The following is a 20,578-nucleotide window of genomic DNA, read 5'->3' as shown; positions in this document are numbered from 1 at the left end:
GCACGAAAAGGGGCGCGTATCATACATGAAAAGTCGGCCGGACCGGAGCCCGTCGACCAGCGTAGACAGCGCTGTGCCTGTGGTGGTGAGGAACATTGCGGCGCGGCGGATCAGCCATGCAGCAATGGATACAGTTCTTTCAATAACTTGCGACGGCTAAACACCAGTTGCCAGCGATGCCCGCCAACTTGTCGCCACAGCCGTGCCGAGCGGATACCGGCCAGCAGGATGGCGCGGATCTTCGACGCGTTGTTGGGTTGCTGCAGGTTACGCATGTCGCCTTGCACCTGAATGCGCTGGCGCAGAGTGCTGAGCGTGTCCTGATACAGGGCGCCGGTGGCGGCAATCACGTTTTCGTGTGCCACGCCGAAATGCTCGACCTGAGACTGAATGACCGGAATGCGTTTGCCGATGATTTCAAGCATGTCATCGCGCTTTGCCAGTTGACGCTCGAGGGCAAGCATCGACAGGGCATAGCGTAGCGGTTCGCGTTGCAGCGTGGCCGGATCGCGTTCCAGAGCGCTGGCCATGGCGCGATAGCCCTCGTGCAGGTTGAGGTCGTCGCCGCCGTAGACGTCCAGCGTATCCTTGGGGTCGACCACCAGCACGCTGCCCAGCATGCAGCTCAGCGCTGCCTCGCTGACCTGCCCGGTCTTGGCGATCCGGTCGACCAGCACGGCGGCCTGGAATACTGCACCCAGAGCGATCAGTTGTTCCTGAATCGGGGTCATCAACGCTTGTCCTTGCTGGTCCAGGGTTCGGCAACTTCGATTACGCCGCCGCCCAGACAGATTTCGCCATCGTAGAACACGACCGACTGGCCGGGTGTGACCGCGCGTTGCGGGTCATCAAATGTGGCCCGGTAGCCATCAGCGGTTTTTTCCAGCGTGCAGGGCTGGTCGCTCTGGCGGTAACGGACCTTGGCGGTCAGCCTGCGCGGGCTGCTCAGATCGATCGGGTTGACCCAATAGATTTCCGAACTGACCAGCGCGCTGGAGAATAGCCACGGATGGTCATTGCCCTGGCCGACGATCAGCTCGTTGTTTTGCAGGTCTTTGACCAGCACGTACCACGGATCGTCGCTGGCGTCCTTGAGGCCGCCAATCCCCAGGCCCTGACGCTGGCCGATGGTGTGATACATCAGGCCGCTATGGCGCCCGATGACTTCACCTTCAGTCGTTTTGATCTCACCGGGCTGGGCCGGCAGGTACTGGCGCAGGAAGTCTGTGAAGCGCCGCTCGCCAATGAAGCAGATGCCGGTGGAGTCCTTCTTCTTGGCCGTCGCCAGGCCGTGCTTTTCTGCAATCGCGCGCACTTGCGGCTTTTCCAGCTCGCCGACCGGAAACAGCGTGCGGGCGATCTGCTCGCCGCCCACCGCATGCAGGAAGTAGCTCTGGTCCTTGTTCGGGTCCAGGCCCTTGAGCAGTTCGGTGCGCCCGTCGGTATCACGACGGCGCACGTAATGGCCGGTGGCAATCAGATCGGCGCCCAGCATGAGGGCGTATTCGAGGAAGGCCTTGAACTTGATTTCCCGGTTGCAAAGGATGTCCGGGTTTGGAGTGCGCCCGGCTTTGTACTCTTCGAGGAAATGTTCGAACACGTTGTCCCAATACTCGGCAGCGAAGTTGGCGGTGTGCAGCTTGATGCCGATCTTGTCGCACACCGCCTGGGCATCTGCCAGATCTTCGCGTGCCGTGCAGTATTCCGTTCCGTCGTCTTCTTCCCAGTTCTTCATGAACAAGCCTTCCACCTGATAACCCTGCTCCATGAGCAGTACGGCGGAAACGGAAGAGTCCACGCCGCCGGACATGCCGACTATGACGCGCTTCATTGCTGAGTTCGAGGGGGCTGGATCACGCATGGGGATTCAACGGCTGACCTGTAAAAGGACGCGATTCTAACAGGCTGGAGGCGTCGAGTCTCACGCCTTGTCGCGCAGCAGGTCAAGACTGAAGTGTTCGGCATTCAGGTAGTCGTCCAGGCAGCGCAAGACCAGTTCGCTGCGCCAGCGCACCTGTTCGGCCAGCAGTTCATCGCGGGTCAGCCAGACCGGGCCGATGATGCCGTCGTCCAGCACGTAGTCCGGGTTGTGGCGCAGGGCTTTGGCGGCGAAGCAGATGCGCTGGTAAGTCACGCCATTGCTGGGCGCTGTGTACAGATAAATACCTGTGACGCTGGTCAGTTCGACGTCCCAGCCGGTTTCTTCGAGGGTTTCCCGAACGGCTGCGCGCTGCAGGCTTTCGTTCGGGTCCAGATGGCCGGCCGGTTGATTGAGTACGCTGCGACCGCCTTTCATTTCTTCAACGAAAAGAAAGCGGCCCTGATCTTCGACAATGGTCGCGACGGTAACGTGGGCTTGCCAGGTCATGGGAAGGGGCTCTTGGGGAAATTCAGTCAACCGTAACAGACAGTGCGGACAACGCTGCGCGCTATTTTTGATCGAAGTGCAGATCGTGCCTCAGGGCCCTGACGCAGAAGTCGACAAATGCGCGCACCTTGGAGGAGCCGCGGCGGCCTTCCAGGTAGACAACGTGCACCGGTTCCGGCGTGATTTCGAAAGCGTCCAGTACGGATTCAAGCCTGCCGTCCTGCAAATGCTCGCGTATCTGGTAAAACGGCACCTGAGTCAGGCCCCAGCCCTGTAACGCCGCGCTGATGGCTGCCTGATAGGAGGTCAGACTGAGTCGGGAGCCCACGTCCACTGAGTAATCCCCGTTGGCGATCCGGAACAGCCAATGGGGCGGACGTTCAAAGGTGGTGGTCGAGATGGTCGAATGGCGCCGCAAATCATCAGGATGCTGCGGGACGCCGTGCTTCGCCAGGTAGGCGGGAGACGCGCAGACCATGCGCCGCACGCTGCCAGTCGGGATCGCAATAAGGGACGAGTCGGGCAGGGTGCCGATCCTGACAGCCACGTCGACCCCTTCGTCGAGCATGGACACGACTCGGTCCACGAGTATGGCACGGACGTCGACAGAGGGGTGTTGGTCGAGAAAGCTCGTCAATACCGGCACGACATGCAGCGCGCCGAACATCTGCGGGGCGGTGACCGTCAACGAGCCGGATGGAAACGCGTGCAGGCCGCCTGCTGCGTTTTCAGCTTCGGCAAGATCGCCAAGCAACCGGCGGCAATCGACGGCGAACCGTTGGCCGGCCTCGGTGAGCCGCATGTTACGGGTGGTGCGCACAACCAGCAGGATTCCCAGGCGGCTTTCCAGGCTTGAAACTGCCCGAGTCACCGTGGCCGTCGACAGGCCCGACTGGCGAGCCACGGCGGCGAAGCTGGTGTGTTCGGCCAGGCTCGCAAAAAGGGTCATTTCCTGAATACGGTCCATGTCTCGCCTGCACGCTCTGGCGCTGTCTGATTTCCGCCAGTATTTCAGATATTGAAAGAGTGAATTGAGTTTTATGGTGATTCTGACCGAATTGCGCAACAACTAGGATGGCGGTCAATTCATCCAGTCGGGTTCTGCTATGAATAACTTCGATCCAGCCAGCGCCGAACATGCCGTGTCTGTCGTCAGTCGGCGCAAGGTTTTACAGGCGTCAGCGTTAGGCGCGGCCTCGGCGCTCGGTGCGTCGCTGGCGAGCGCTGCGTCTTCCGGCAACAAAACTCTGATCAGGGAAAACAACATGCCTACTGACGATGCCTTTCGCGTCACGTTTCACACCCGGAAAGTGGGGGAAGTGGACGTCTTCTATCGCGAAGTCGGCCCCCAGGATGCGCCAGTGCTCTTGCTGCTGCATGGTTTTCCGAGCTCCAGCCACATGTTTCGCACGCTGATGCCGTTGCTGGCGACGCAGTACCGCCTGATCGCCCCGGATCTGCCCGGTTTCGGTAACACCAAAGCGCCGCCACGCGGACAGTTCGATTACACCTTCGACAATCTCTACGCGGTGATTGAGGGGTTTACCGAGGCGTTGGGGCTGAACGCGTATGCGTTGTACGTTTTCGACTACGGCGCACCGGTCGGCTTTCGGCTTGCAGCAGCCAACCCGGACAAGGTGACAGCGATTATCAGCCAGAACGGCAACGCCTATCTGGAAGGCTTCAGTGACCAATGGGGACCATGGCAGGCCTATTGGCGCGAGCCTTCTGCGGCCAATCGCGAGGCGTGTCGCGCTTCGTTGTCGCCGCAAACCATTCGCGACTGGCAGTACGGGACGGGCGCCGATCCTGAAAAGCTTTCGCCGGATGGCTACAACCTGGACATTCTGTACATGTCGCGGCCCGGTGCAGAAGAAATCCAGCTGGACCTGATTCTCGATTACCGAAGCAATGTGGCGGCGTATCCGTCGTTCCAGGCTTACTTGCGCACGTACCAGCCCGCGTTGCTGGCGGTCTGGGGCAAGCACGATCCTGCGTTCATACCGCCGGGCGCGGAAGCGTTCCGCAAGGACGTCCCGAACGCTGAAGTGCACCTTCTGGACGCGGGACACTTCGCGCTGGAGACGCACGCGCCGGAAATCGCCGAGTATATCCGCGATTTTCTGTCGCGCACGCTAAAGGCCTGAACGAGCCGAATCATGTGTTTTTTCTAGAATATTTGCCAGGCACCTTGAGTCAGGCCTGTTGCTGACAGGCTTTGCGCAAATAAAAAATCCCCGGCACCAGGCCGGGGATTTTTTCGAGGCAGCGCTTTATCAAAAGCGCTGCGCCGGTTTGCTGCTTACAACGCGGCGATGGCTGCGTTGAATGTCGCACTTGGGCGCATGGCTTTGCTGGTCACTTCCGGGTTAGGGAAGTAGTAGCCACCGATGTCCACCGGCTTGCCCTGAACAGCGTTCAGCTCGGCAACTATTTTTTCTTCGTTGTCGGTCAGGGTCTTGGCCAAAGGCGCGAACTGCGCCTTGAGGGCTGCGTCTTCGTCCTGAGCGGCCAGTGCCTGTGCCCAGAACAGGGTCAGGTAGAAGTGGCTGCCACGGTTGTCGATGCCGCCGACCTTGCGCGATGGCGACTTGTTGCGATCCAGAAACTCGCCAGTCGCCTGGTCGAGGGTCTTGGAAAGCACCAGCGCTTTCGGGTTGTTGTACGTGTTGCCCAGGTGTTCCAGCGAAGCCGCCAGAGCCAGGAATTCACCCAGCGAGTCCCAGCGCAGGAAGTTCTCTTCGACGAACTGCTGAACGTGCTTTGGTGCCGAACCGCCAGCGCCGGTTTCGAACAGGCCGCCACCGTTCATCAGCGGAACGATCGACAGCATCTTCGCGCTGGTGCCCAGTTCCATGATCGGGAACAGGTCGGTGAGGTAATCGCGCAGCACGTTGCCGGTCACCGAGATGGTGTCCTTGCCGACGCGAGTGCGCTCCAGGGTCAGTTTCATCGCTTCGACCGGCGACAGGATCTGGATGTCCAGGCCTGAAGTGTCATGGTCGCCCAGGTACTTCTGCACTTTCTCGATCATCACGCGGTCATGAGCGCGGGACGAATCCAGCCAGAAAATCGCTGGTGTGTTGCTGGCGCGAGCGCGGTTGACAGCCAGTTTCACCCAATCCTGGATCGGTGCGTCCTTGGCCTGACACATGCGCCAGATGTCGCCGGTTTCAACATTCTGCTCCATGAGCAGCTTGCCCTGGCTGTCGGTGACGCGAACCACACCATTGGTCTGGATGTGGAAAGTCTTGTCGTGCGAACCGTATTCTTCGGCTTTCTGCGCCATCAGGCCAACGTTTGGCACGCTGCCCATGGTGGTCGGATCGAAGGCGCCGTTTTTCTTGCAGTCGTCGATGACAGCTTGATAGATGGTGGCGTAGCAGCGATCCGGGATCACCGCTTTGGCATCGTGCAACTGACCGTCTGTGCCCCACATTTTGCCGGAGTCACGGATCATGGCCGGCATCGATGCGTCGACGATCACGTCGCTCGGCACGTGCAGGTTGGTGATGCCCTTGTCGGAATTGACCATCGCCAGCTGTGGACGGACCGCGTAAACCGCTTCGATGTCAGCCTTGATTTCAGCCTGCTTTTCCGCTGGCAGAACGCCAATGCGCTCGTACAGGTCGCCGATGCCGTTGTTCAGGCTGAAGCCGATCTGTTTCAGCGTGTCAGCGTGCTTGGTCAATGCGTCCTTGTAGAACTCGTCGACGATCTGGCCGAACATGATCGGATCGGAGATCTTCATCATGGTGGCTTTCAGATGCACCGAAAACAGCACGCCTTGCTTGCGGGCGTCTTCGATTTCAGCGGCGATGAAGCTGCGCAGCGCCTTGGCGCTCATGACCGAGCAATCGACGACTTCGCCAGCCTTGACGGCGGTTTTTTCTTTCAGGACAGTGGTGGTGCCATCCTGAGCGACCAGTTCGATCTTGACGGTGTTGTCGGCTTCGATCTGAGTGGCTTTTTCGCTGCCGTAGAAGTCACCGTTGCTCATGTGCGCAACGTGAGCTTTGGAGTCGGCTGACCAGGCGCCCATCTTGTGCGGGTGCTTGCGTGCGTAGTTCTTGACCGACAAAGGTGCACGGCGGTCGGAGTTGCCCTCACGCAGAACCGGGTTTACGGCGCTGCCCTTGGTCTTGTCATAGCGTGCGCGGGTTTCTTTTTCCGCGTCGGTGGCAGGGTTCTCAGGATAGTCAGGAATGTTGTAGCCCTGATTCTGAAGCTCCTTGATGGTCGCCTTCAATTGCGGGACCGAGGCACTGATGTTCGGCAGCTTGATAATGTTGGCTTCTGGCGTGGTGGCCAGTTTGCCCAGCTCGGCGAGATGGTCCGGCACTTTTTTATCAGCAAGCGACTCCGGGAAGCTGGACAGAACACGGCCCGCCAGAGAGATGTCGCGTGTTTCCACGTCGATATCGGAGGTTGCCGTGAACGCTTCGATAATAGGCAGCAGGGAGTAGGTGGCGAGGGCCGGAGCTTCGTCGGTGAAGGTGTAGATGATCTTCGAGCGGTTGGACATTCGTATTAACTCTCTTTTGCTGAGCATGCACAAAATCTCGATACGCGCAGTCTGTGCGCGTTTGCCCACGGTTCGGCCATGAGCCAGGTCGAGGTTTATTCGCGGTGATGTTGGGTGCATCAGTCGAGCGTCAAGCTGTCGGGTCAGGTTGCGACCCGACGCATAAGGAAGGCCGAGGGTCAGAATAGAGACGGGTCGACCTTGATGACTCTGCGGTCACGGCGCGAGTATATCAAACCATTGGCACCACGCATAAATGCTATGCGAGCTATCGAAAAATGAATATCCGCCGTTGGTCGAACGAGCAGCCAATGGATCGGGCAGGCGCGAGGGGCGAATGGGCGCAGTGGCGGGCAGGACTTCATAGGGGGCAGGGGAGAGCATTCTGTTGCACAGCTCGAAGAAAAGCTGCGGGCTCAGGTGTTTTGGAGTCGGGGCATCAGCGGTGCAATAACCGCTAATTCGATACCCTGGGGAGTCGTGGCGGTATGAGGAAACCGAGCTGCAATTTCTTCAAGGGCCGACACAGGCTCATTGCATGCCTGGCGATTCAGTTAGCGTGAAATATCCCGTATCAACAATTTCCCCGGCAAACATCTTTGGCATCAGATATCTGCAGGAACCTGTTCGTGCTTACGTGCGGTCTGCATATCCTTTGCCGGACCTTCCTGTTTGGCTTCCAGTGCCTTGATGTTGATCGCATGCAGGCCTTTTGGGCCTTGAATGATTTCAAAACTGACCTTCTGGCCCGCTCTGAGAGTTTTATAGCCGTCCATCTGAATGGCTGAAAAATGAGCGAAAAGGTCATCACCAGCGTGATCGTCATTCTCTGTTTTTTTGCCGCTAACCTCCTCGTTTATGAACCCAAACCCTTTTGCATTGTTGAACCACTTGACTTTTCCTTCCTTCATCACAATCTCCCTCTGCAAAGGACTCCGTCAGGAGTATCATCCACTTCAATCCGCCGACCTAAAAAATTTAGGTTGACTGCGCGGACCCTTTTTACCCAATGTGGGCTCTATTGTTTGTAACACCGTTTAGCTGATAGTCAAGGTCATGCGGCATTCCATTTGAAAACCGGCCAGACTGTGACTAGTCGCTCAATCCGCCCTCACACGAACGTTTCTTTCCATGCATGCATTCAGCAAGATTCGACTAACATTAAATCAGGATGGTCCGCAGTCACACGAGGACGACTCGGCAGGCATCGCGGTGCAGGACGCCAAACCGACCCTGCAGGCGCCACCGATGTACAAGGTGGTTTTGTTCAATGATGACTACACCCCGATGGATTTCGTCGTAGAAGTACTCGAGGTGTTTTTTAACCTGAATCGTGAGTTGGCCACCAAAGTCATGCTGGCCGTCCATACAGAGGGACGGGCAGTCTGCGGATTGTTTACCCGCGACATCGCCGAGACCAAGGCAATGCAGGTCAATCAATACGCCAGGGAGAGCCAGCATCCGCTACTCTGTGAGATCGAGAAGGACGGTTAAACGCCGACCACTTGGGTATGAGGTGAAGCTATGTTAAACCGTGAGCTCGAAGTCACCCTCAATCTTGCCTTCAAGGAGGCACGTTCGAAGCGTCATGAGTTCATGACGGTCGAGCATCTCCTGCTGGCTCTATTGGATAATGAGGCTGCAGCCACTGTCCTGCGTGCCTGCGGCGCAAACCTCGATAAACTCAAGCATGATCTGCAGGAGTTTATCGACTCCACCACTCCGTTGATTCCCGTCCACGACGAGGATCGCGAGACTCAGCCGACGCTGGGCTTCCAGCGCGTGCTGCAACGCGCAGTCTTCCATGTACAAAGCTCCGGCAAGCGCGAAGTTACGGGCGCCAATGTGCTGGTTGCGATTTTCAGTGAGCAGGAAAGCCAGGCCGTATTTCTGCTCAAGCAGCAGAGTGTGGCCCGGATCGATGTCGTCAATTACATTGCCCATGGTATCTCCAAGGTCCCGGGGCACGGCGAGCACTCTTCTGAAGGTGAGCAAGATATGCAGGACGACGAGGGCGGTGAAGCATCTTCCTCAGGCAATCCTCTGGATGCCTATGCCAGCAATCTGAACGAATTGGCGCGTCAGGGACGCATTGATCCGTTGGTCGGTCGCGAAGTCGAAGTCGAACGCGTGGCTCAGATTCTGGCTCGTCGTCGCAAGAATAACCCGCTGCTGGTGGGCGAGGCCGGGGTCGGTAAAACGGCCATTGCCGAAGGTCTGGCCAAGCGCATCGTCGACAACCAGGTCCCTGATCTGCTGGCCAACAGCGTCGTCTATTCGCTCGATCTTGGCGCTTTGCTGGCCGGGACGAAATACCGTGGCGATTTCGAGAAGCGCTTCAAAGCGTTGCTCAACGAGCTGCGCAAGCGGCCGCAGGCGATCCTGTTCATCGACGAGATTCACACCATCATTGGGGCTGGTGCAGCTTCCGGTGGCGTCATGGATGCGTCGAACCTGCTCAAGCCGTTGCTGTCTTCCGGTGATATTCGCTGCATCGGTTCGACCACGTTCCAGGAGTTTCGCGGGATTTTCGAGAAGGATCGCGCCCTGGCGCGTCGTTTCCAGAAAGTCGATGTGTCCGAGCCCTCGGTTGAAGACACAATTGGCATCCTGCGTGGCCTGAAGAGCCGTTTCGAGCAGCATCACAGCATCGAGTACAGTGATGAAGCCCTGCGTGCGGCGGCAGAACTGGCCTCACGCTACATCAATGATCGTCACATGCCTGACAAGGCAATCGATGTGATCGACGAGGCGGGTGCCTACCAGCGCCTGCAACCGGTCGAAAAGCGCGTCAAGCGCATTGACGTGCCGCAGGTCGAGGACATCGTCGCCAAGATCGCGCGTATTCCACCAAAACATGTCAACAGTTCCGACAAGGAGCTGCTGCGTAATCTGGAACGTGATCTCAAACTCACCGTATTTGGTCAGGATGCGGCGATCGATTCGCTGTCGACTGCCATCAAGCTGTCGCGTGCAGGCCTCAAGTCGCCTGACAAGCCGGTCGGTTCGTTCCTGTTTGCCGGTCCTACGGGTGTCGGCAAGACGGAAGCGGCTCGCCAGCTGGCCAAGGCGCTGGGTGTCGAGCTGATACGTTTCGACATGTCGGAATACATGGAGCGGCACACCGTGTCCCGTCTGATTGGCGCGCCTCCGGGCTACGTCGGTTTCGATCAGGGCGGCTTGCTGACAGAGGCCATCACACGCCAGCCACATTGCGTGCTGCTGCTCGACGAAATCGAGAAGGCTCATCCGGAAGTCTTCAACCTGCTGTTGCAGGTGATGGACCACGGTACGCTCACCGACAACAACGGGCGCAAGGCGGACTTCCGCAATGTGATCGTGATCATGACCACCAACGCCGGTGCCGAGTCGGCTGCGCGGGCTTCGATAGGCTTCACGCACCAAGACCACTCGTCTGACGCGATGGAAGTCATCAAGAAGAGCTTCACACCGGAGTTCCGCAACCGTCTGGATACCATCATCCAGTTTGGCCGTCTCAGCCACGAAGTCATCAAGAGTGTGGTCGACAAGTTCCTTACCGAGCTTCAGGCCCAGCTGGAAGACAAGCGCGTATTGCTCGAAGTGTCCGAGGCAGCGAGAAGCTGGCTGGCGCAGGGCGGTTACGACGCGGCGATGGGTGCCAGGCCGATGGCGCGCCTGATTCAGGACAAGATCAAGCGTCCGTTGGCGGAAGAGATCCTGTTCGGCGAGTTGTCCGAGCACGGTGGCGTGGTGCATATCGACATCAGGGATGGCGAGATCACCTTTGATTTCGAGACTACGGCAGAAATGGCCTGACGCCGCAAGCCTGGCCCCGCTTCGTTGATCGATGCGGGGCAGGTTGCCAGCAACGGCTGCTAAAACACGCAAACAAAAACGCCCGGCTTATGCCGGGCGTTTTCGTCAATGACCGATTAACGAGCGCGGTAGGTGATGCGCCCTTTGCTCAGGTCATAGGGCGTCAGTTCTACACGCACTTTGTCGCCGGTCAGAATACGGATGTAATTCTTGCGCATCTTGCCGGAGATATGCGCGGTTACGACGTGCCCGTTTTCCAACTCCACACGAAACATGGTGTTGGGCAGGGTGTCGACGACAGTGCCTTCCATTTCGAAGCTGTCTTCTTTCGACATGCAGTAAAGCCCTCGGTATACAAATGAGTGGCCCGGTGCAAGTGGCGCCAGGCAAAAGCGGCGTGCATTGTGCCCGAAAAAACATAGTTAAGCCAAGGGGTTCAGTACAGAGTGACCCATCTTTGATTGGTGAGCAGTTCGATAGGGCGATATTGAGTCTTGTAATTCATCTTTTTGCAGTTCTTTATCCAGTAACCCAGATAGACCGCTTGCAACTGAAGCCGCGCGGCCTCGGCGATTTGCCACAGAATGGCGTAGCGGCCCAGACTGCGGCGCTCTTCGTCAGGTTCGTAGAAGGTGTAAACCGCCGAAAGGCCGTTCGGCAACAGGTCGGTCACGGCTACCGCCAGCAGGCGCTGATCAAGGCGAAATTCATAGAATCGCGAAAAGGGCAGGTCGCGTACCAGAAATGTCGAAAACTGCTCGCGACTGGGTGGAAACATATCGCCATCGGCATGGCGTTGTTCGATGTAGCGCTGATAAAGATCGAAGTATTCCTGGGTGAACACCGGTTTGGCACTGCTGACCTGAATATCCGCGTTGCGCTTCAGGATGCGTTTTTGCTGCCGGTCAGGCACGAACAGGCTGACCGGAATGCGCGCAGGCACGCAGGCACTGCAATTCTGGCAGTGCGGGCGGTAAAGATGATCGCCGCTGCGACGAAAGCCCATATCGGACAGGTCGGCATAGACCTGAACGTCCATCGGCTGGCTGGGATCGAGAAACAGCGTAGTCGCCTGCTCTTCGGGCAAGTAACTGCACGTGTGGGGTTGGGTGGCATAAAACTTAAGCCTGGCCAGCTCTGTCATCGTTGCCCCCCTTTTGTGGGTGAGTCCATACCTTGAGTGTATGCCAGCCTGTCAAACTCGCCTAGGTGACCAGTCGGCATCAGTCGGCTGGTCCAGATGTCGTGCGAGATAATCGGCGAACGCCTGGCGGGGAATCGCGCGGGCGCCGAAACTGTGCAGGTGCTGAGTGGGCATCTGGCAATCGATCAGTACGAAGCCCCAGGTGGTCAGGCGCTCTACAAGTGTTGCAAAACCGAACTTGGAGGCGTTGTCTGCGCGGCTGAACATGGACTCACCAAAGAACAGCTGGCCCATCGCCAGGCCATACAAACCGCCGACCAGTTCACCCTGATCCCAGACCTCGACACTGTGCGCATGGCCGCGCCGGTGCAGTTCCAGGTAGGCGTCCTGCATCGAATCGGTGATCCAGGTGCCGTCAGCGTAGCTGCGTGGCGCGGCGCAGGCTTCGATTACACGAGCGAAGTCCTGATCGAAGGTCACCGTGTAACGTGCCTGACGCAGGAGTTTGGCAAGGCTGCGCGAAACGTGCAGCTCTTCGGGGAACAGCACGGTGCGCGGGTCGGGCGACCACCAGAGAATCGGCTGGCCATCCTGAAACCACGGGAAGCAGCCATGCCGATACGCCTGGATCAGGCGATCGGCAGACAGATCGCCACCTGCTGCGAGCAACCCGTTGGGTTCACGAAGGGCCTTGTCCAGTGGTGGAAACTCGAGGCTGTTGCGTTGTAACCAGGTCAGCATGGCATCACGACTTTTCGGAAGGGGAGGGCGCCCGGCGCCCGGGAATGCAACTCTGTGCGGCAAGCGTGGTCACAGACGGTTGCCATTATGGCGCGCACCTCACGCTTGCGGTAGGGTGCGGCGACGACAGTCCGGTCGACAGTTCTGAAGGTGTGGACAGTTGGTAAAATCGCATCATAAGCCTTTGTCACAAAACGGAATGCATGCTCAAATTGAACGTTACCGATGAATACCAAGGCTAGCCTGATATTTCCGTGGTTGCAGATTGGTCTGACGCGTTTTCGTACAGACCCCGGCGCACGTAAAGCCGTACAATGCTCGCGTCGGGCGTTATCATTCAAGCGTCTGTCATGCATGTCTTGCAGGTTCTGCCTTCCGTTTTCATGCGGGAGCAGGCCATGCGGTCCGACAGCCGTTTCTGCTCAATCAACGAGATGTTCGCGCTACAGCGCAGGAAATAAAGCGTTTTGAAGAAATCCACCCCAGCACCCAGCGCTGTTCCGCTCTGGCGACAGCAACTGCACTACAGGCTCAAGGAAGGGGCCCTGATCGCCTTTGGCGCCCTGTGCCTGTATCTGATGATGGCTTTGTTGACCTACGATCAGAGCGACCCTGGCTGGAGCCACACCAGCAGCAATGCCGCGCAAGTTCAAAATGCTGCGGGGCGTGCGGGTGCGTTCTGTGCCGACATTCTGTTCATGGTGCTGGGCTATTTCGCCTACATATTCCCGCTGTTGCTGGCGATCAAGGCCTGGCAGGTGTTTCGCCATCGCCACGAGCCGTGGCAGTGGAGCGGCTGGCTGTTCTCCTGGCGGCTGATCGGGCTGGTGTTCCTGATCCTGGCCGGTGCGGCACTGGCGCATATCCATTTTCATTTTTCGGCTGGCTTTCCCGGTTCTGCGGGCGGCGTGCTGGGTGAAGTGCTGGGCGATCTGGCCAAGAAGGCCTTGAATATCCAGGGCAGCACCTTGCTGTTCATCGCGCTGTTCCTGTTTGGCCTGACCGTGTTTACCGACCTGTCATGGTTCAAGGTGATGGACGTCACCGGCAAGATCACGCTGGACCTGTTCGAGCTGTTTCAGGGCGCTGCCAACCGTTGGTGGACTGCCCGCGCCGAACGCAAGCAGATGGTTGCGCAACTGCGCGAGGTCGACATGCGGGTCAATGATGTGGTGGCGCCCGTCGCCCCGGATCGCCGTGAGCAGGCCAAGGCCCGAGAGCGCCTGATCGAGCGCGAGGTGTCGCTGAGCAAACACATGACCGAACGCGAGAAGCACGTGCCTGCGGTCATCGCGCCAGCACCGGCAAAGCCTGCCGAGCCAAGCAAGCGCGTGCAAAAGGAAAAACAGGCGCCGTTGTTCGTCGACAGCGCTGTGGAAGGCACGTTGCCGCCGATCTCCATTCTCGACCCTGCAGAAAAGAAACAGCTCAACTATTCGCCGGAATCGCTGGCCGCAGTGGGCCATCTGCTGGAAATCAAACTCAAGGAGTTCGGGGTCGAAGTGTCGGTGGATTCCATTCACCCCGGCCCGGTCATTACCCGTTACGAGATTCAGCCTGCTGCGGGCGTCAAAGTCAGTCGCATTTCCAACCTGGCCAAGGACCTCGCACGCTCGCTGGCGGTGACCAGCGTCCGGGTGGTTGAAGTCATCCCCGGCAAGACCACCGTCGGTATCGAGATTCCCAATGAAGACCGGCAGATCGTGCGCTTTTCCGAAGTGCTGTCGACGCCGGAATACGACAATGCCAAGTCGCCCGTCACTCTGGCGCTGGGCCACGATATCGGTGGCAAACCGGTGATCACCGATCTGGCGAAAATGCCGCACTTGCTGGTGGCCGGTACGACCGGTTCCGGTAAGTCGGTGGGTGTCAACGCGATGATCCTGTCGATCCTGTTCAAGTCCGGACCGGAAGACGCCAAGCTGATCATGATCGACCCGAAAATGCTGGAATTGTCGATTTACGAAGGCATTCCTCATTTGCTGTGCCCGGTCGTGACCGACATGAAGGACGCTGCCAACGCATTGCGCTGGAGCGTTGCCGAGATGGAACGCCGTTACAAGCTGATGGCGAAAATGGGCGTGCGTAACCTTTCCGGCTTCAACCAGAAGGTCAAGGATGCCCAGGACGCTGGCGAGCCATTGGCCGATCCGCTGTACAAGCGCGAAAGCATTCACGACGAAGCGCCGTTACTGACCAAACTACCGACCATTGTGGTGGTGGTGGACGAATTTGCCGACATGATGATGATCGTTGGCAAAAAGGTCGAAGAACTCATCGCCCGTATCGCCCAGAAAGCCCGTGCAGCAGGTATCCATCTGATTCTTGCGACCCAGCGTCCTTCGGTGGATGTGATTACCGGCTTGATCAAGGCCAACATTCCGACGCGAATGGCCTTCCAGGTGTCCAGCAAGATCGACTCCCGGACCATCATCGACCAGGGTGGCGCCGAGCAGTTGCTGGGCCACGGGGACATGCTCTACATGCCGCCCGGTACCAGCCTGCCGATTCGTGTTCACGGCGCGTTCGTTTCCGATGAAGAAGTGCATCGCGTTGTGGAAGCCTGGAAACTGCGTGGCGCTCCGGAATACAACGACGATATTCTTGCCGGCGTGGAAGAGGCCGGTAGTGGCTTTGACGGCGGCGGCAGCGAGGGCAGCGACGATAGCGAGAGCGACGCCCTTTATGATGAAGCCGTGAAGTTCGTGCTCGAAAGCCGTCGTGCCTCTATCTCTGCTGTTCAGCGCAAGCTCAAGATCGGTTACAACCGCGCTGCACGCATGATCGAGGCGATGGAAATGGCTGGCGTCGTAACATCGATGAATACCAACGGCTCGCGTGAAGTCATCGCGCCAGCCCCTATGCGCGACTGAGTCGTACCATCCCCGAATTGCGGCGGCAGCGTGTCTGCACGCTGCCGCATCATCTTCGACACAATGAGGAATCCCATGCGCCTTATCCGCATGCTGTTGGCCACCGCACTGACTTTTTCCGTGATTTCCGCCCATGCCGACAGCAAGGACGTGGCACGCCTGACTCAGTTGCTGGAAAAATCCCAGACACTGACTGCACGTTTCTCGCAGCTGACCCTTGATGGCGGCGGTACGCAACTGCAGGAAACTGCGGGCGAAATGGCCTTGCAGCGCCCTGGTCTGTTCAACTGGCATACCGACGCCCCGCAGGAACAGTTGATGGTTTCCGACGGCAAGAAGGTCTCTTTGTGGGATCCGGACCTGGAGCAGGTCACCATCAAGAAGCTTGACCAGCGCCTGACCCAGACCCCGGCACTGCTGCTGTCCGGTGATGTGTCGAAAATCAGCGAGAGCTTCGACATCACGGCGAAAGAAGCCGGCGGCGTGATTGATTTCGTGCTCAAGCCCAAAACCAAGGACACGCTGTTCGACAGCCTGCGCCTGTCGTTTCGCAACGGCGTTATCAACGACATGCAGTTGATCGACAGCGTAGGCCAGCGCACCAATATCCTGTTCACCGGGGTCAAGGCCAACGAGCCGATTCCTGCCAGCAAATTCAAGTTCGACGTGCCCAAGGGCGCCGATGTCATTCAAGAGTAAAAGGGTTTAATCCTGACCATGGACCTGTTCAGCCGCGAACCGATTGCTCAGCCTCTGGCTGCACGCTTGCGTGCCACCAATCTGGATGAGTACGTCGGGCAGGAGCATGTGCTCGCGCATGGCAAGCCGTTGCGTGAGGCACTGGAACAGGGCGCGTTGCACTCGATGATTTTCTGGGGCCCGCCGGGTGTCGGCAAGACCACCCTGGCGAGGTTGCTGGCCAAGGTTTCGGACGCGCATTTCGAGACCGTTTCTGCGGTGCTGGCCGGGGTCAAGGAGATTCGCCAGGCGGTGGAGGTTGCCAAGCAACAGGCCGGGCAATACGGCAAACGCACGATTCTGTTCGTCGATGAGGTGCACCGTTTCAACAAGTCGCAGCAGGATGCGTTCCTGCCTTACGTTGAAGACGGCACACTGATCTTCATCGGCGCAACCACCGAGAACCCCTCGTTTGAACTCAACAACGCCTTGCTGTCGCGTGCCCGCGTCTATGTGCTCAAGAGCCTGGATGAAGCGGCCCTGCGCAAGCTGGTCAATCGCGCCCTGAAGGAAGACAAAGGCCTCGGTCAGCACAAGCTGAGCCTGAGTGATGAAGGCTTCGCGATGCTCATGGCCGCTGCCGATGGTGACGGTCGCCGCATGCTGAACCTGCTGGAGAACGCCTCCGATCTGGCCGAAGACGGCAGCGAGATTGATATCGAATTGTTGCAGAGCCTGCTCGGTGACAGCCGGCGTCGCTTCGACAAAGGCGGCGAGGCGTTCTACGACCAGATATCGGCCCTGCACAAGTCCATCCGTGGCTCGAACCCTGATGCAGCCCTGTACTGGTTCGCCAGAATGATCGACGGCGGCTGTGACCCGCTGTATCTCGCCCGCCGCGTGGTGCGCATGGCCAGTGAGGACATCGGCAACGCCGACCCGCGTGCCTTGCCGTTGTGCATGTCCGCCTGGGATGTGCAGGAGCGACTGGGCAGCCCGGAAGGCGAGCTGGCGGTGGCGCAGGCGATTGTCTATCTGGCCTGTGCGCCTAAAAGCAATGCGGTCTATATGGCGTTCAAGGCGGCGATGCGCGAAGCGGGTGAACACGGCTCACTCGAAGTACCGCTGCACCTGCGCAATGCGCCGACCAAGCTGATGAAGCAGCTCGGTTATGGCGAGGAATACCGTTACGCCCACGACGAGCCGGACGCCTACGCCGCAGGTGAGGACTACTTTCCGGACGAACTGGAGCCGCGTCAGTATTACCAGCCCGTGCCGCGTGGTCTTGAATTGAAAATCGGTGAAAAACTCAGGCATTTGACTGCACTTGACCATGCCAGCCTACGCAAACGGAGAAAGTGATGTTTCAAACCATTCTTGCGGTGTCGATTGCCGGGATCGCTGGTACATTATTGCGCTTTGCTGCGGGTACATGGGTCACCGCCAACTGGCCTCGCTATTTCTATGCGGCGACGCTGGCCGTCAACCTGGTTGGCTGCCTTATTATCGGAGTGCTGTACGGCCTGTTTCTACTGCGCCCGGAAGTGCCCGTCGAAATTCGTGCCGGACTGATCGTCGGTTTTGTAGGGGGTCTCACGACCTTTTCATCTTTTTCACTGGATACGCTGCGCCTGCTGGAAAGCGGGCAATTACCGCTGGCGCTGGGCTATGCAGGTATCAGCGTATTCGGCGGGCTGCTCGCAACGTGGGTTGGCCTGTCCCTGACCAGACTTTGATAGACGAGAGAACGATATGCTCGATTCCAAACTGTTACGTACTCAACTTCAGGACGTAGCGGATCGCTTGGCTTCCCGTGGCTTTACGCTGGATGTGGCCCGTATTGAAGCGCTGGAAGCCCAGCGTAAAGTGGTGCAGACCCGCACCGAGCAGTTGCAGGCCGAGCGTAATGCCCGATCCAAATCCATCGGTCAGGCCAAGCAGCGCGGCGAAGACATCGCGCCGCTGATGGCCGACGTGGAGCGCATGGGTAACGAACTGAGCGAAGGCAAGGTCGAGCTGGACGCAATCCAGGCCGAACTGGACGCGCTGGTGCTGAGCATCCCGAACCTGCCACACGAGTCCGTGCCGATAGGTGCCGACGAAGAAGGCAATGTCGAGGTCCGTCGCTGGGGCACGCCTACTGCGTTCGATTTTGAAGTCAAGGACCACGTCGCGCTGGGCGAAAAATTCGGCTGGCTGGATTTCGAGACCGCCGCCAAGCTGTCCGGCGCACGTTTCGCGCTGCTGCGTGGCCCGATCGCGCGTCTGCATCGCGCGCTGGCGCAGTTTATGATCAATCTGCACATTAATGAGCACGGCTACGAAGAAACCTACACCCCGTATCTGGTTCAGGCGCCAGCCTTGCAAGGCACAGGTCAATTGCCCAAGTTCGAAGAGGACCTGTTCAAGATCTCCCGCGAAGGCGAGGCTGATCTGTACCTGATTCCGACTGCCGAAGTATCGCTGACCAATATCGTGTCGGGTGAAATTCTCGATGCCAGGCAACTGCCGCTCAAGTTTGTGGCACACACCCCGTGCTTCCGCAGCGAAGCCGGTGCGTCGGGTCGCGACACGCGTGGCATGATTCGCCAGCACCAGTTCGACAAGGTCGAGATGGTCCAGATCGTAGCGCCTGACGAGTCCATGGCCGCCCTCGAATCGCTGACCGGCAACGCCGAGCGTGTTCTGCAATTGCTGGAGCTGCCGTACCGCACGCTGGCGCTGTGCACTGGCGACATGGGTTTCAGTGCCGTGAAAACCTACGACCTGGAAGTGTGGATTCCGAGCCAGGACAAATATCGGGAAATTTCGTCGTGCTCCAACTGCGGCGATTTCCAGGCGCGTCGTATGCAGGCGCGCTGGCGCAACCCGGAAACCGGCAAGCCAGAGCTGGTTCATACCCTCAACGGTTCGGGGCTGGCAGTAGGCCGTACTCTGGTTGCCGTGCTGGAAAACTATCAGCAGGCGGATGGTTCGATTCGCGTGCCGGATGTGCTCAAGCCTTACATGGGCGGCCTTGAGGTCATTGGTTAAATGGAGTTTCTGCCGCTGTTCCATAACCTGCGTGGCAGCCGCGTGCTGGTGGTCGGCGGCGGCGAGATCGCCCTGCGCAAATCGCGTCTGATCGCTGAAGCGGGTGCTGTGCTGCGCGTCGTCGCGCCGGAAATCGAAACCCAGCTGCGCGAGCTGGTCGCTCAAAGCGGCGGAGAGTTGATTCTGCGCGGTTACAGCGAAAGCGATCTGGACGGCTGCGTGCTGATCATCGCAGCAACGGATGACGAGCCGCTCAACGCGCAGGTGTCTCATGACGCTCGGCTGCGCTGCGTGCCGGTCAACGTGGTGGACGCGCCAGCGCTGTGTACGGTGATCTTTCCGGCAATCGTCGACCGCTCGCCGCTGGTCATTGCCGTCTCCAGTGGTGGCGATGCGCCGGTATTGGCGCGCTTGATCCGCGCCAAGCTGGAAACCTGGATTCCGTCCACTTATGGTCAGCTTGCCGGGCTGGCGGCTCGTTTTCGCAATCAGGTCAAAGGTCTGTTTCCGAATGTGCAGCAGCGCAGGGCGTTCTGGGAGGAGGTTTTCCAGGGGCCGATTGCGGATCGCCAGCTGGCCGGACAGGGCGCCGAGGCCGAGCGTCTGTTGATCGCCAAGATCGCAGGCGAGCCGCCTTCGGAAACCGGAGAGGTCTATCTTGTGGGAGCGGGGCCTGGTGATCCGGACCTGTTGACTTTCCGTGCCTTGCGTCTGATGCAGCAAGCGGACGTGGTGCTTTACGACCGTCTGGTTGCGCCGACGATTCTTGATCTGTGCCGTCGTGATGCCGAGCGTGTCTACGTCGGCAAACGGCGTGCGGAACATGCCGTTCCTCAGGAGCAGATCAACCAGCAACTGGTCGCGCTGGCCAAACAGGGCAAGCGAGTGGTGCGCCTCAAAGGCGGCGACCCGTTTATCTTCGGCCGTGGTGGCGAGGAAATCGAAGAGCTGGCGGCACACGGCATTCCGTTTCAGGTCGTTCCGGGTATTACCGCGGCCAGCGGTTGTGCTGCGTACGCGGGCATCCCGCTGACGCACCGTGATCACGCGCAGTCAGTGCGCTTTATCACGGGCCACCTGAAAAACGGCACGACGGACCTGCCGTGGTCCGACCTGGTGGCGCCGGCCCAGACGCTGGTATTTTACATGGGGCTGATCGGGTTGCCGGTCATCTGCGAGCAGTTGATCAAGCATGGCCGCTCCGCTGATACGCCTGCGGCACTGGTCCAGCAGGGCACGACGGTCAATCAGCGGGTGTTTACCGGCACTCTGGCCAATCTTGCGCAACTGGTCGCCGAGCACGAGGTGCATGCACCGACGCTGGTAATCATTGGTGAAGTGGTTCAGTTGCGTGAAAAGCTGGCGTGGTTCGAAGGCGCGCAGGCCACGCTCTGAGGTTGAAAAGCGGATAGCCCGTC

General features: G+C 58.8%; 18 protein-coding genes. 9 read left to right on the top strand and 9 right to left on the bottom strand.

Translation table 11 applies throughout. The annotated features are described in order from the left end of the window. Positions 1-110: 110 nt before the first annotated feature. The 4 genes from hflD to ABJ99_RS06875 form a co-directional block, all read right to left on the bottom strand. On the bottom strand, positions 111-731 hold the full coding sequence (gene hflD / locus ABJ99_RS06890) for a high frequency lysogenization protein HflD (RefSeq protein WP_054085171.1): 621 nt from the start codon (positions 729-731) through the stop codon (positions 111-113). Beyond that, on the bottom strand, positions 731-1,861 hold the full coding sequence (mnmA, locus tag ABJ99_RS06885) for a tRNA 2-thiouridine(34) synthase MnmA (RefSeq protein ID WP_054085170.1): 1,131 nt from the start codon (positions 1,859-1,861) through the stop codon (positions 731-733). Before mnmA ends, hflD begins: the two co-directional genes overlap by 1 nt. 60 nt (positions 1,862-1,921) lie before the next feature. Then, positions 1,922-2,368: an NUDIX hydrolase gene (locus ABJ99_RS06880; protein WP_054085169.1), complete on the bottom strand. Its 447-nt coding sequence runs from the start codon at positions 2,366-2,368 to the stop codon at positions 1,922-1,924. A gap of 61 nt (positions 2,369-2,429) precedes the next feature. Continuing rightward, positions 2,430-3,335 carry a LysR family transcriptional regulator gene (locus ABJ99_RS06875; protein WP_054085168.1) on the bottom strand — a complete coding sequence of 302 codons (906 nt, stop codon included), beginning with the start codon at positions 3,333-3,335 and terminating at the stop codon, positions 2,430-2,432. 298 nt (positions 3,336-3,633) lie between these two features. On the opposite strand from ABJ99_RS06875, the gene ABJ99_RS06870 reads away from it, so the two are divergent. Beyond that, the gene (locus tag ABJ99_RS06870) at positions 3,634-4,515 is read left to right on the top strand and encodes an alpha/beta fold hydrolase (RefSeq protein ID WP_054085212.1); all 882 of its coding nucleotides are present in this window, start codon (positions 3,634-3,636) and stop codon (positions 4,513-4,515) included. 155 nt (positions 4,516-4,670) lie between these two features. Here ABJ99_RS06870 and ABJ99_RS06865 read toward each other — a convergent pair whose 3' ends face one another. Both ABJ99_RS06865 and ABJ99_RS06860 read right to left on the bottom strand, forming a co-directional pair. Further along, the gene (locus ABJ99_RS06865) at positions 4,671-6,893 is read right to left on the bottom strand and encodes an NADP-dependent isocitrate dehydrogenase (RefSeq protein ID WP_054085167.1); all 2,223 of its coding nucleotides are present in this window, start codon (positions 6,891-6,893) and stop codon (positions 4,671-4,673) included. A 605-nt stretch (positions 6,894-7,498) separates the two neighbouring features. Next, positions 7,499-7,810: a cold shock domain-containing protein gene (locus ABJ99_RS06860; RefSeq protein ID WP_054085211.1), complete on the bottom strand. Its 312-nt coding sequence runs from the start codon at positions 7,808-7,810 to the stop codon at positions 7,499-7,501. 214 nt (positions 7,811-8,024) lie between these two features. Here ABJ99_RS06860 and clpS point away from each other — a divergent pair, with 214 nt between their 5' ends. Continuing rightward, positions 8,025-8,387, top strand: a complete 363-nt coding sequence (gene clpS / locus ABJ99_RS06855; RefSeq protein ID WP_054085166.1) for an ATP-dependent Clp protease adapter ClpS — start codon at positions 8,025-8,027, stop codon at positions 8,385-8,387. Between the two features lie 30 nt (positions 8,388-8,417). Further along, complete coding sequence (gene clpA / locus ABJ99_RS06850) at positions 8,418-10,691, top strand: ATP-dependent Clp protease ATP-binding subunit ClpA (RefSeq protein ID WP_007249139.1); 2,274 nt, start codon at positions 8,418-8,420, stop codon at positions 10,689-10,691. A gap of 116 nt (positions 10,692-10,807) precedes the next feature. On the opposite strand, the gene infA is transcribed toward clpA, so the two are convergent. The 3 genes from infA to aat all read right to left on the bottom strand — a co-directional run bounded on the left by infA (position 10,808) and on the right by aat (position 12,576). Then, a complete protein-coding gene (infA, locus tag ABJ99_RS06845; RefSeq protein WP_002553999.1) occupies positions 10,808-11,026 on the bottom strand; it encodes a translation initiation factor IF-1 in 219 nt (72 codons plus the stop codon). Positions 11,027-11,127: 101 nt separating this feature from the next. Next, complete coding sequence (locus ABJ99_RS06840) at positions 11,128-11,835, bottom strand: arginyltransferase (RefSeq protein WP_007249141.1); 708 nt, start codon at positions 11,833-11,835, stop codon at positions 11,128-11,130. A 51-nt stretch (positions 11,836-11,886) separates the two neighbouring features. Beyond that, positions 11,887-12,576 (bottom strand): leucyl/phenylalanyl-tRNA--protein transferase, encoded by a 690-nt coding sequence (aat, locus tag ABJ99_RS06835; protein ID WP_054085165.1) that lies wholly within the window; start codon positions 12,574-12,576, stop codon positions 11,887-11,889. 467 nt (positions 12,577-13,043) lie between these two features. On the opposite strand from aat, the gene ftsK reads away from it, so the two are divergent. From ftsK to cysG, 6 genes are all read left to right on the top strand, one after another. After that, positions 13,044-15,449, top strand: a complete 2,406-nt coding sequence (gene ftsK / locus ABJ99_RS06830) for a DNA translocase FtsK (protein ID WP_054085164.1) — start codon at positions 13,044-13,046, stop codon at positions 15,447-15,449. Between the two features lie 75 nt (positions 15,450-15,524). After that, positions 15,525-16,148 carry an outer membrane lipoprotein chaperone LolA gene (gene lolA, locus ABJ99_RS06825; RefSeq protein ID WP_054085163.1) on the top strand — a complete coding sequence of 208 codons (624 nt, stop codon included), beginning with the start codon at positions 15,525-15,527 and terminating at the stop codon, positions 16,146-16,148. A gap of 18 nt (positions 16,149-16,166) precedes the next feature. Next, on the top strand, positions 16,167-17,489 hold the full coding sequence (locus ABJ99_RS06820; protein WP_054085162.1) for a replication-associated recombination protein A: 1,323 nt from the start codon (positions 16,167-16,169) through the stop codon (positions 17,487-17,489). Beyond that, positions 17,489-17,863 carry a fluoride efflux transporter CrcB gene (gene crcB / locus ABJ99_RS06815; RefSeq protein WP_054085161.1) on the top strand — a complete coding sequence of 125 codons (375 nt, stop codon included), beginning with the start codon at positions 17,489-17,491 and terminating at the stop codon, positions 17,861-17,863. Before ABJ99_RS06820 ends, crcB begins: the two co-directional genes overlap by 1 nt. A gap of 16 nt (positions 17,864-17,879) precedes the next feature. Beyond that, positions 17,880-19,160: a serine--tRNA ligase gene (gene serS / locus ABJ99_RS06810; RefSeq protein WP_054085160.1), complete on the top strand. Its 1,281-nt coding sequence runs from the start codon at positions 17,880-17,882 to the stop codon at positions 19,158-19,160. Further along, positions 19,161-20,555, top strand: coding sequence for a siroheme synthase CysG (gene cysG, locus ABJ99_RS06805; RefSeq protein ID WP_054085159.1), 1,395 nt, complete (start codon positions 19,161-19,163; stop codon positions 20,553-20,555). It abuts the gene before it with no gap. The last annotated feature ends 23 nt before the right edge of the window (positions 20,556-20,578 follow it).

The organism is Pseudomonas syringae pv. cilantro, assembly GCF_001293775.1.
GTDB classification, from domain to species: domain Bacteria; phylum Pseudomonadota; class Gammaproteobacteria; order Pseudomonadales; family Pseudomonadaceae; genus Aquipseudomonas; species Aquipseudomonas syringae_P.
Note: the sequence above shows the minus strand (reverse complement) of the source record. Positions and strands in the feature narration are given on the sequence as shown.

Coding starts and splice junctions, on each gene's coding strand:
- hflD (WP_054085171.1), bottom strand. CDS start 731: ATGACCCCGATTCAGGAACAACTGATCGCTCTGGGTGCAGTATTCCAG.
- mnmA (WP_054085170.1), bottom strand. CDS start 1,861: ATGCGTGATCCAGCCCCCTCGAACTCAGCAATGAAGCGCGTCATAGTC.
- ABJ99_RS06880 (WP_054085169.1), bottom strand. CDS start 2,368: ATGACCTGGCAAGCCCACGTTACCGTCGCGACCATTGTCGAAGATCAG.
- ABJ99_RS06875 (WP_054085168.1), bottom strand. CDS start 3,335: ATGGACCGTATTCAGGAAATGACCCTTTTTGCGAGCCTGGCCGAACAC.
- ABJ99_RS06870 (WP_054085212.1), top strand. CDS start 3,634: ATGCCTACTGACGATGCCTTTCGCGTCACGTTTCACACCCGGAAAGTG.
- ABJ99_RS06865 (WP_054085167.1), bottom strand. CDS start 6,893: ATGTCCAACCGCTCGAAGATCATCTACACCTTCACCGACGAAGCTCCG.
- clpS (WP_054085166.1), top strand. CDS start 8,025: ATGCATGCATTCAGCAAGATTCGACTAACATTAAATCAGGATGGTCCG.
- clpA (WP_007249139.1), top strand. CDS start 8,418: ATGTTAAACCGTGAGCTCGAAGTCACCCTCAATCTTGCCTTCAAGGAG.
- infA (WP_002553999.1), bottom strand. CDS start 11,026: ATGTCGAAAGAAGACAGCTTCGAAATGGAAGGCACTGTCGTCGACACC.
- ABJ99_RS06840 (WP_007249141.1), bottom strand. CDS start 11,835: ATGACAGAGCTGGCCAGGCTTAAGTTTTATGCCACCCAACCCCACACG.
- aat (WP_054085165.1), bottom strand. CDS start 12,576: ATGCTGACCTGGTTACAACGCAACAGCCTCGAGTTTCCACCACTGGAC.
- lolA (WP_054085163.1), top strand. CDS start 15,525: ATGCGCCTTATCCGCATGCTGTTGGCCACCGCACTGACTTTTTCCGTG.
- ABJ99_RS06820 (WP_054085162.1), top strand. CDS start 16,167: ATGGACCTGTTCAGCCGCGAACCGATTGCTCAGCCTCTGGCTGCACGC.
- crcB (WP_054085161.1), top strand. CDS start 17,489: ATGTTTCAAACCATTCTTGCGGTGTCGATTGCCGGGATCGCTGGTACA.
- serS (WP_054085160.1), top strand. CDS start 17,880: ATGCTCGATTCCAAACTGTTACGTACTCAACTTCAGGACGTAGCGGAT.
- cysG (WP_054085159.1), top strand. CDS start 19,161: ATGGAGTTTCTGCCGCTGTTCCATAACCTGCGTGGCAGCCGCGTGCTG.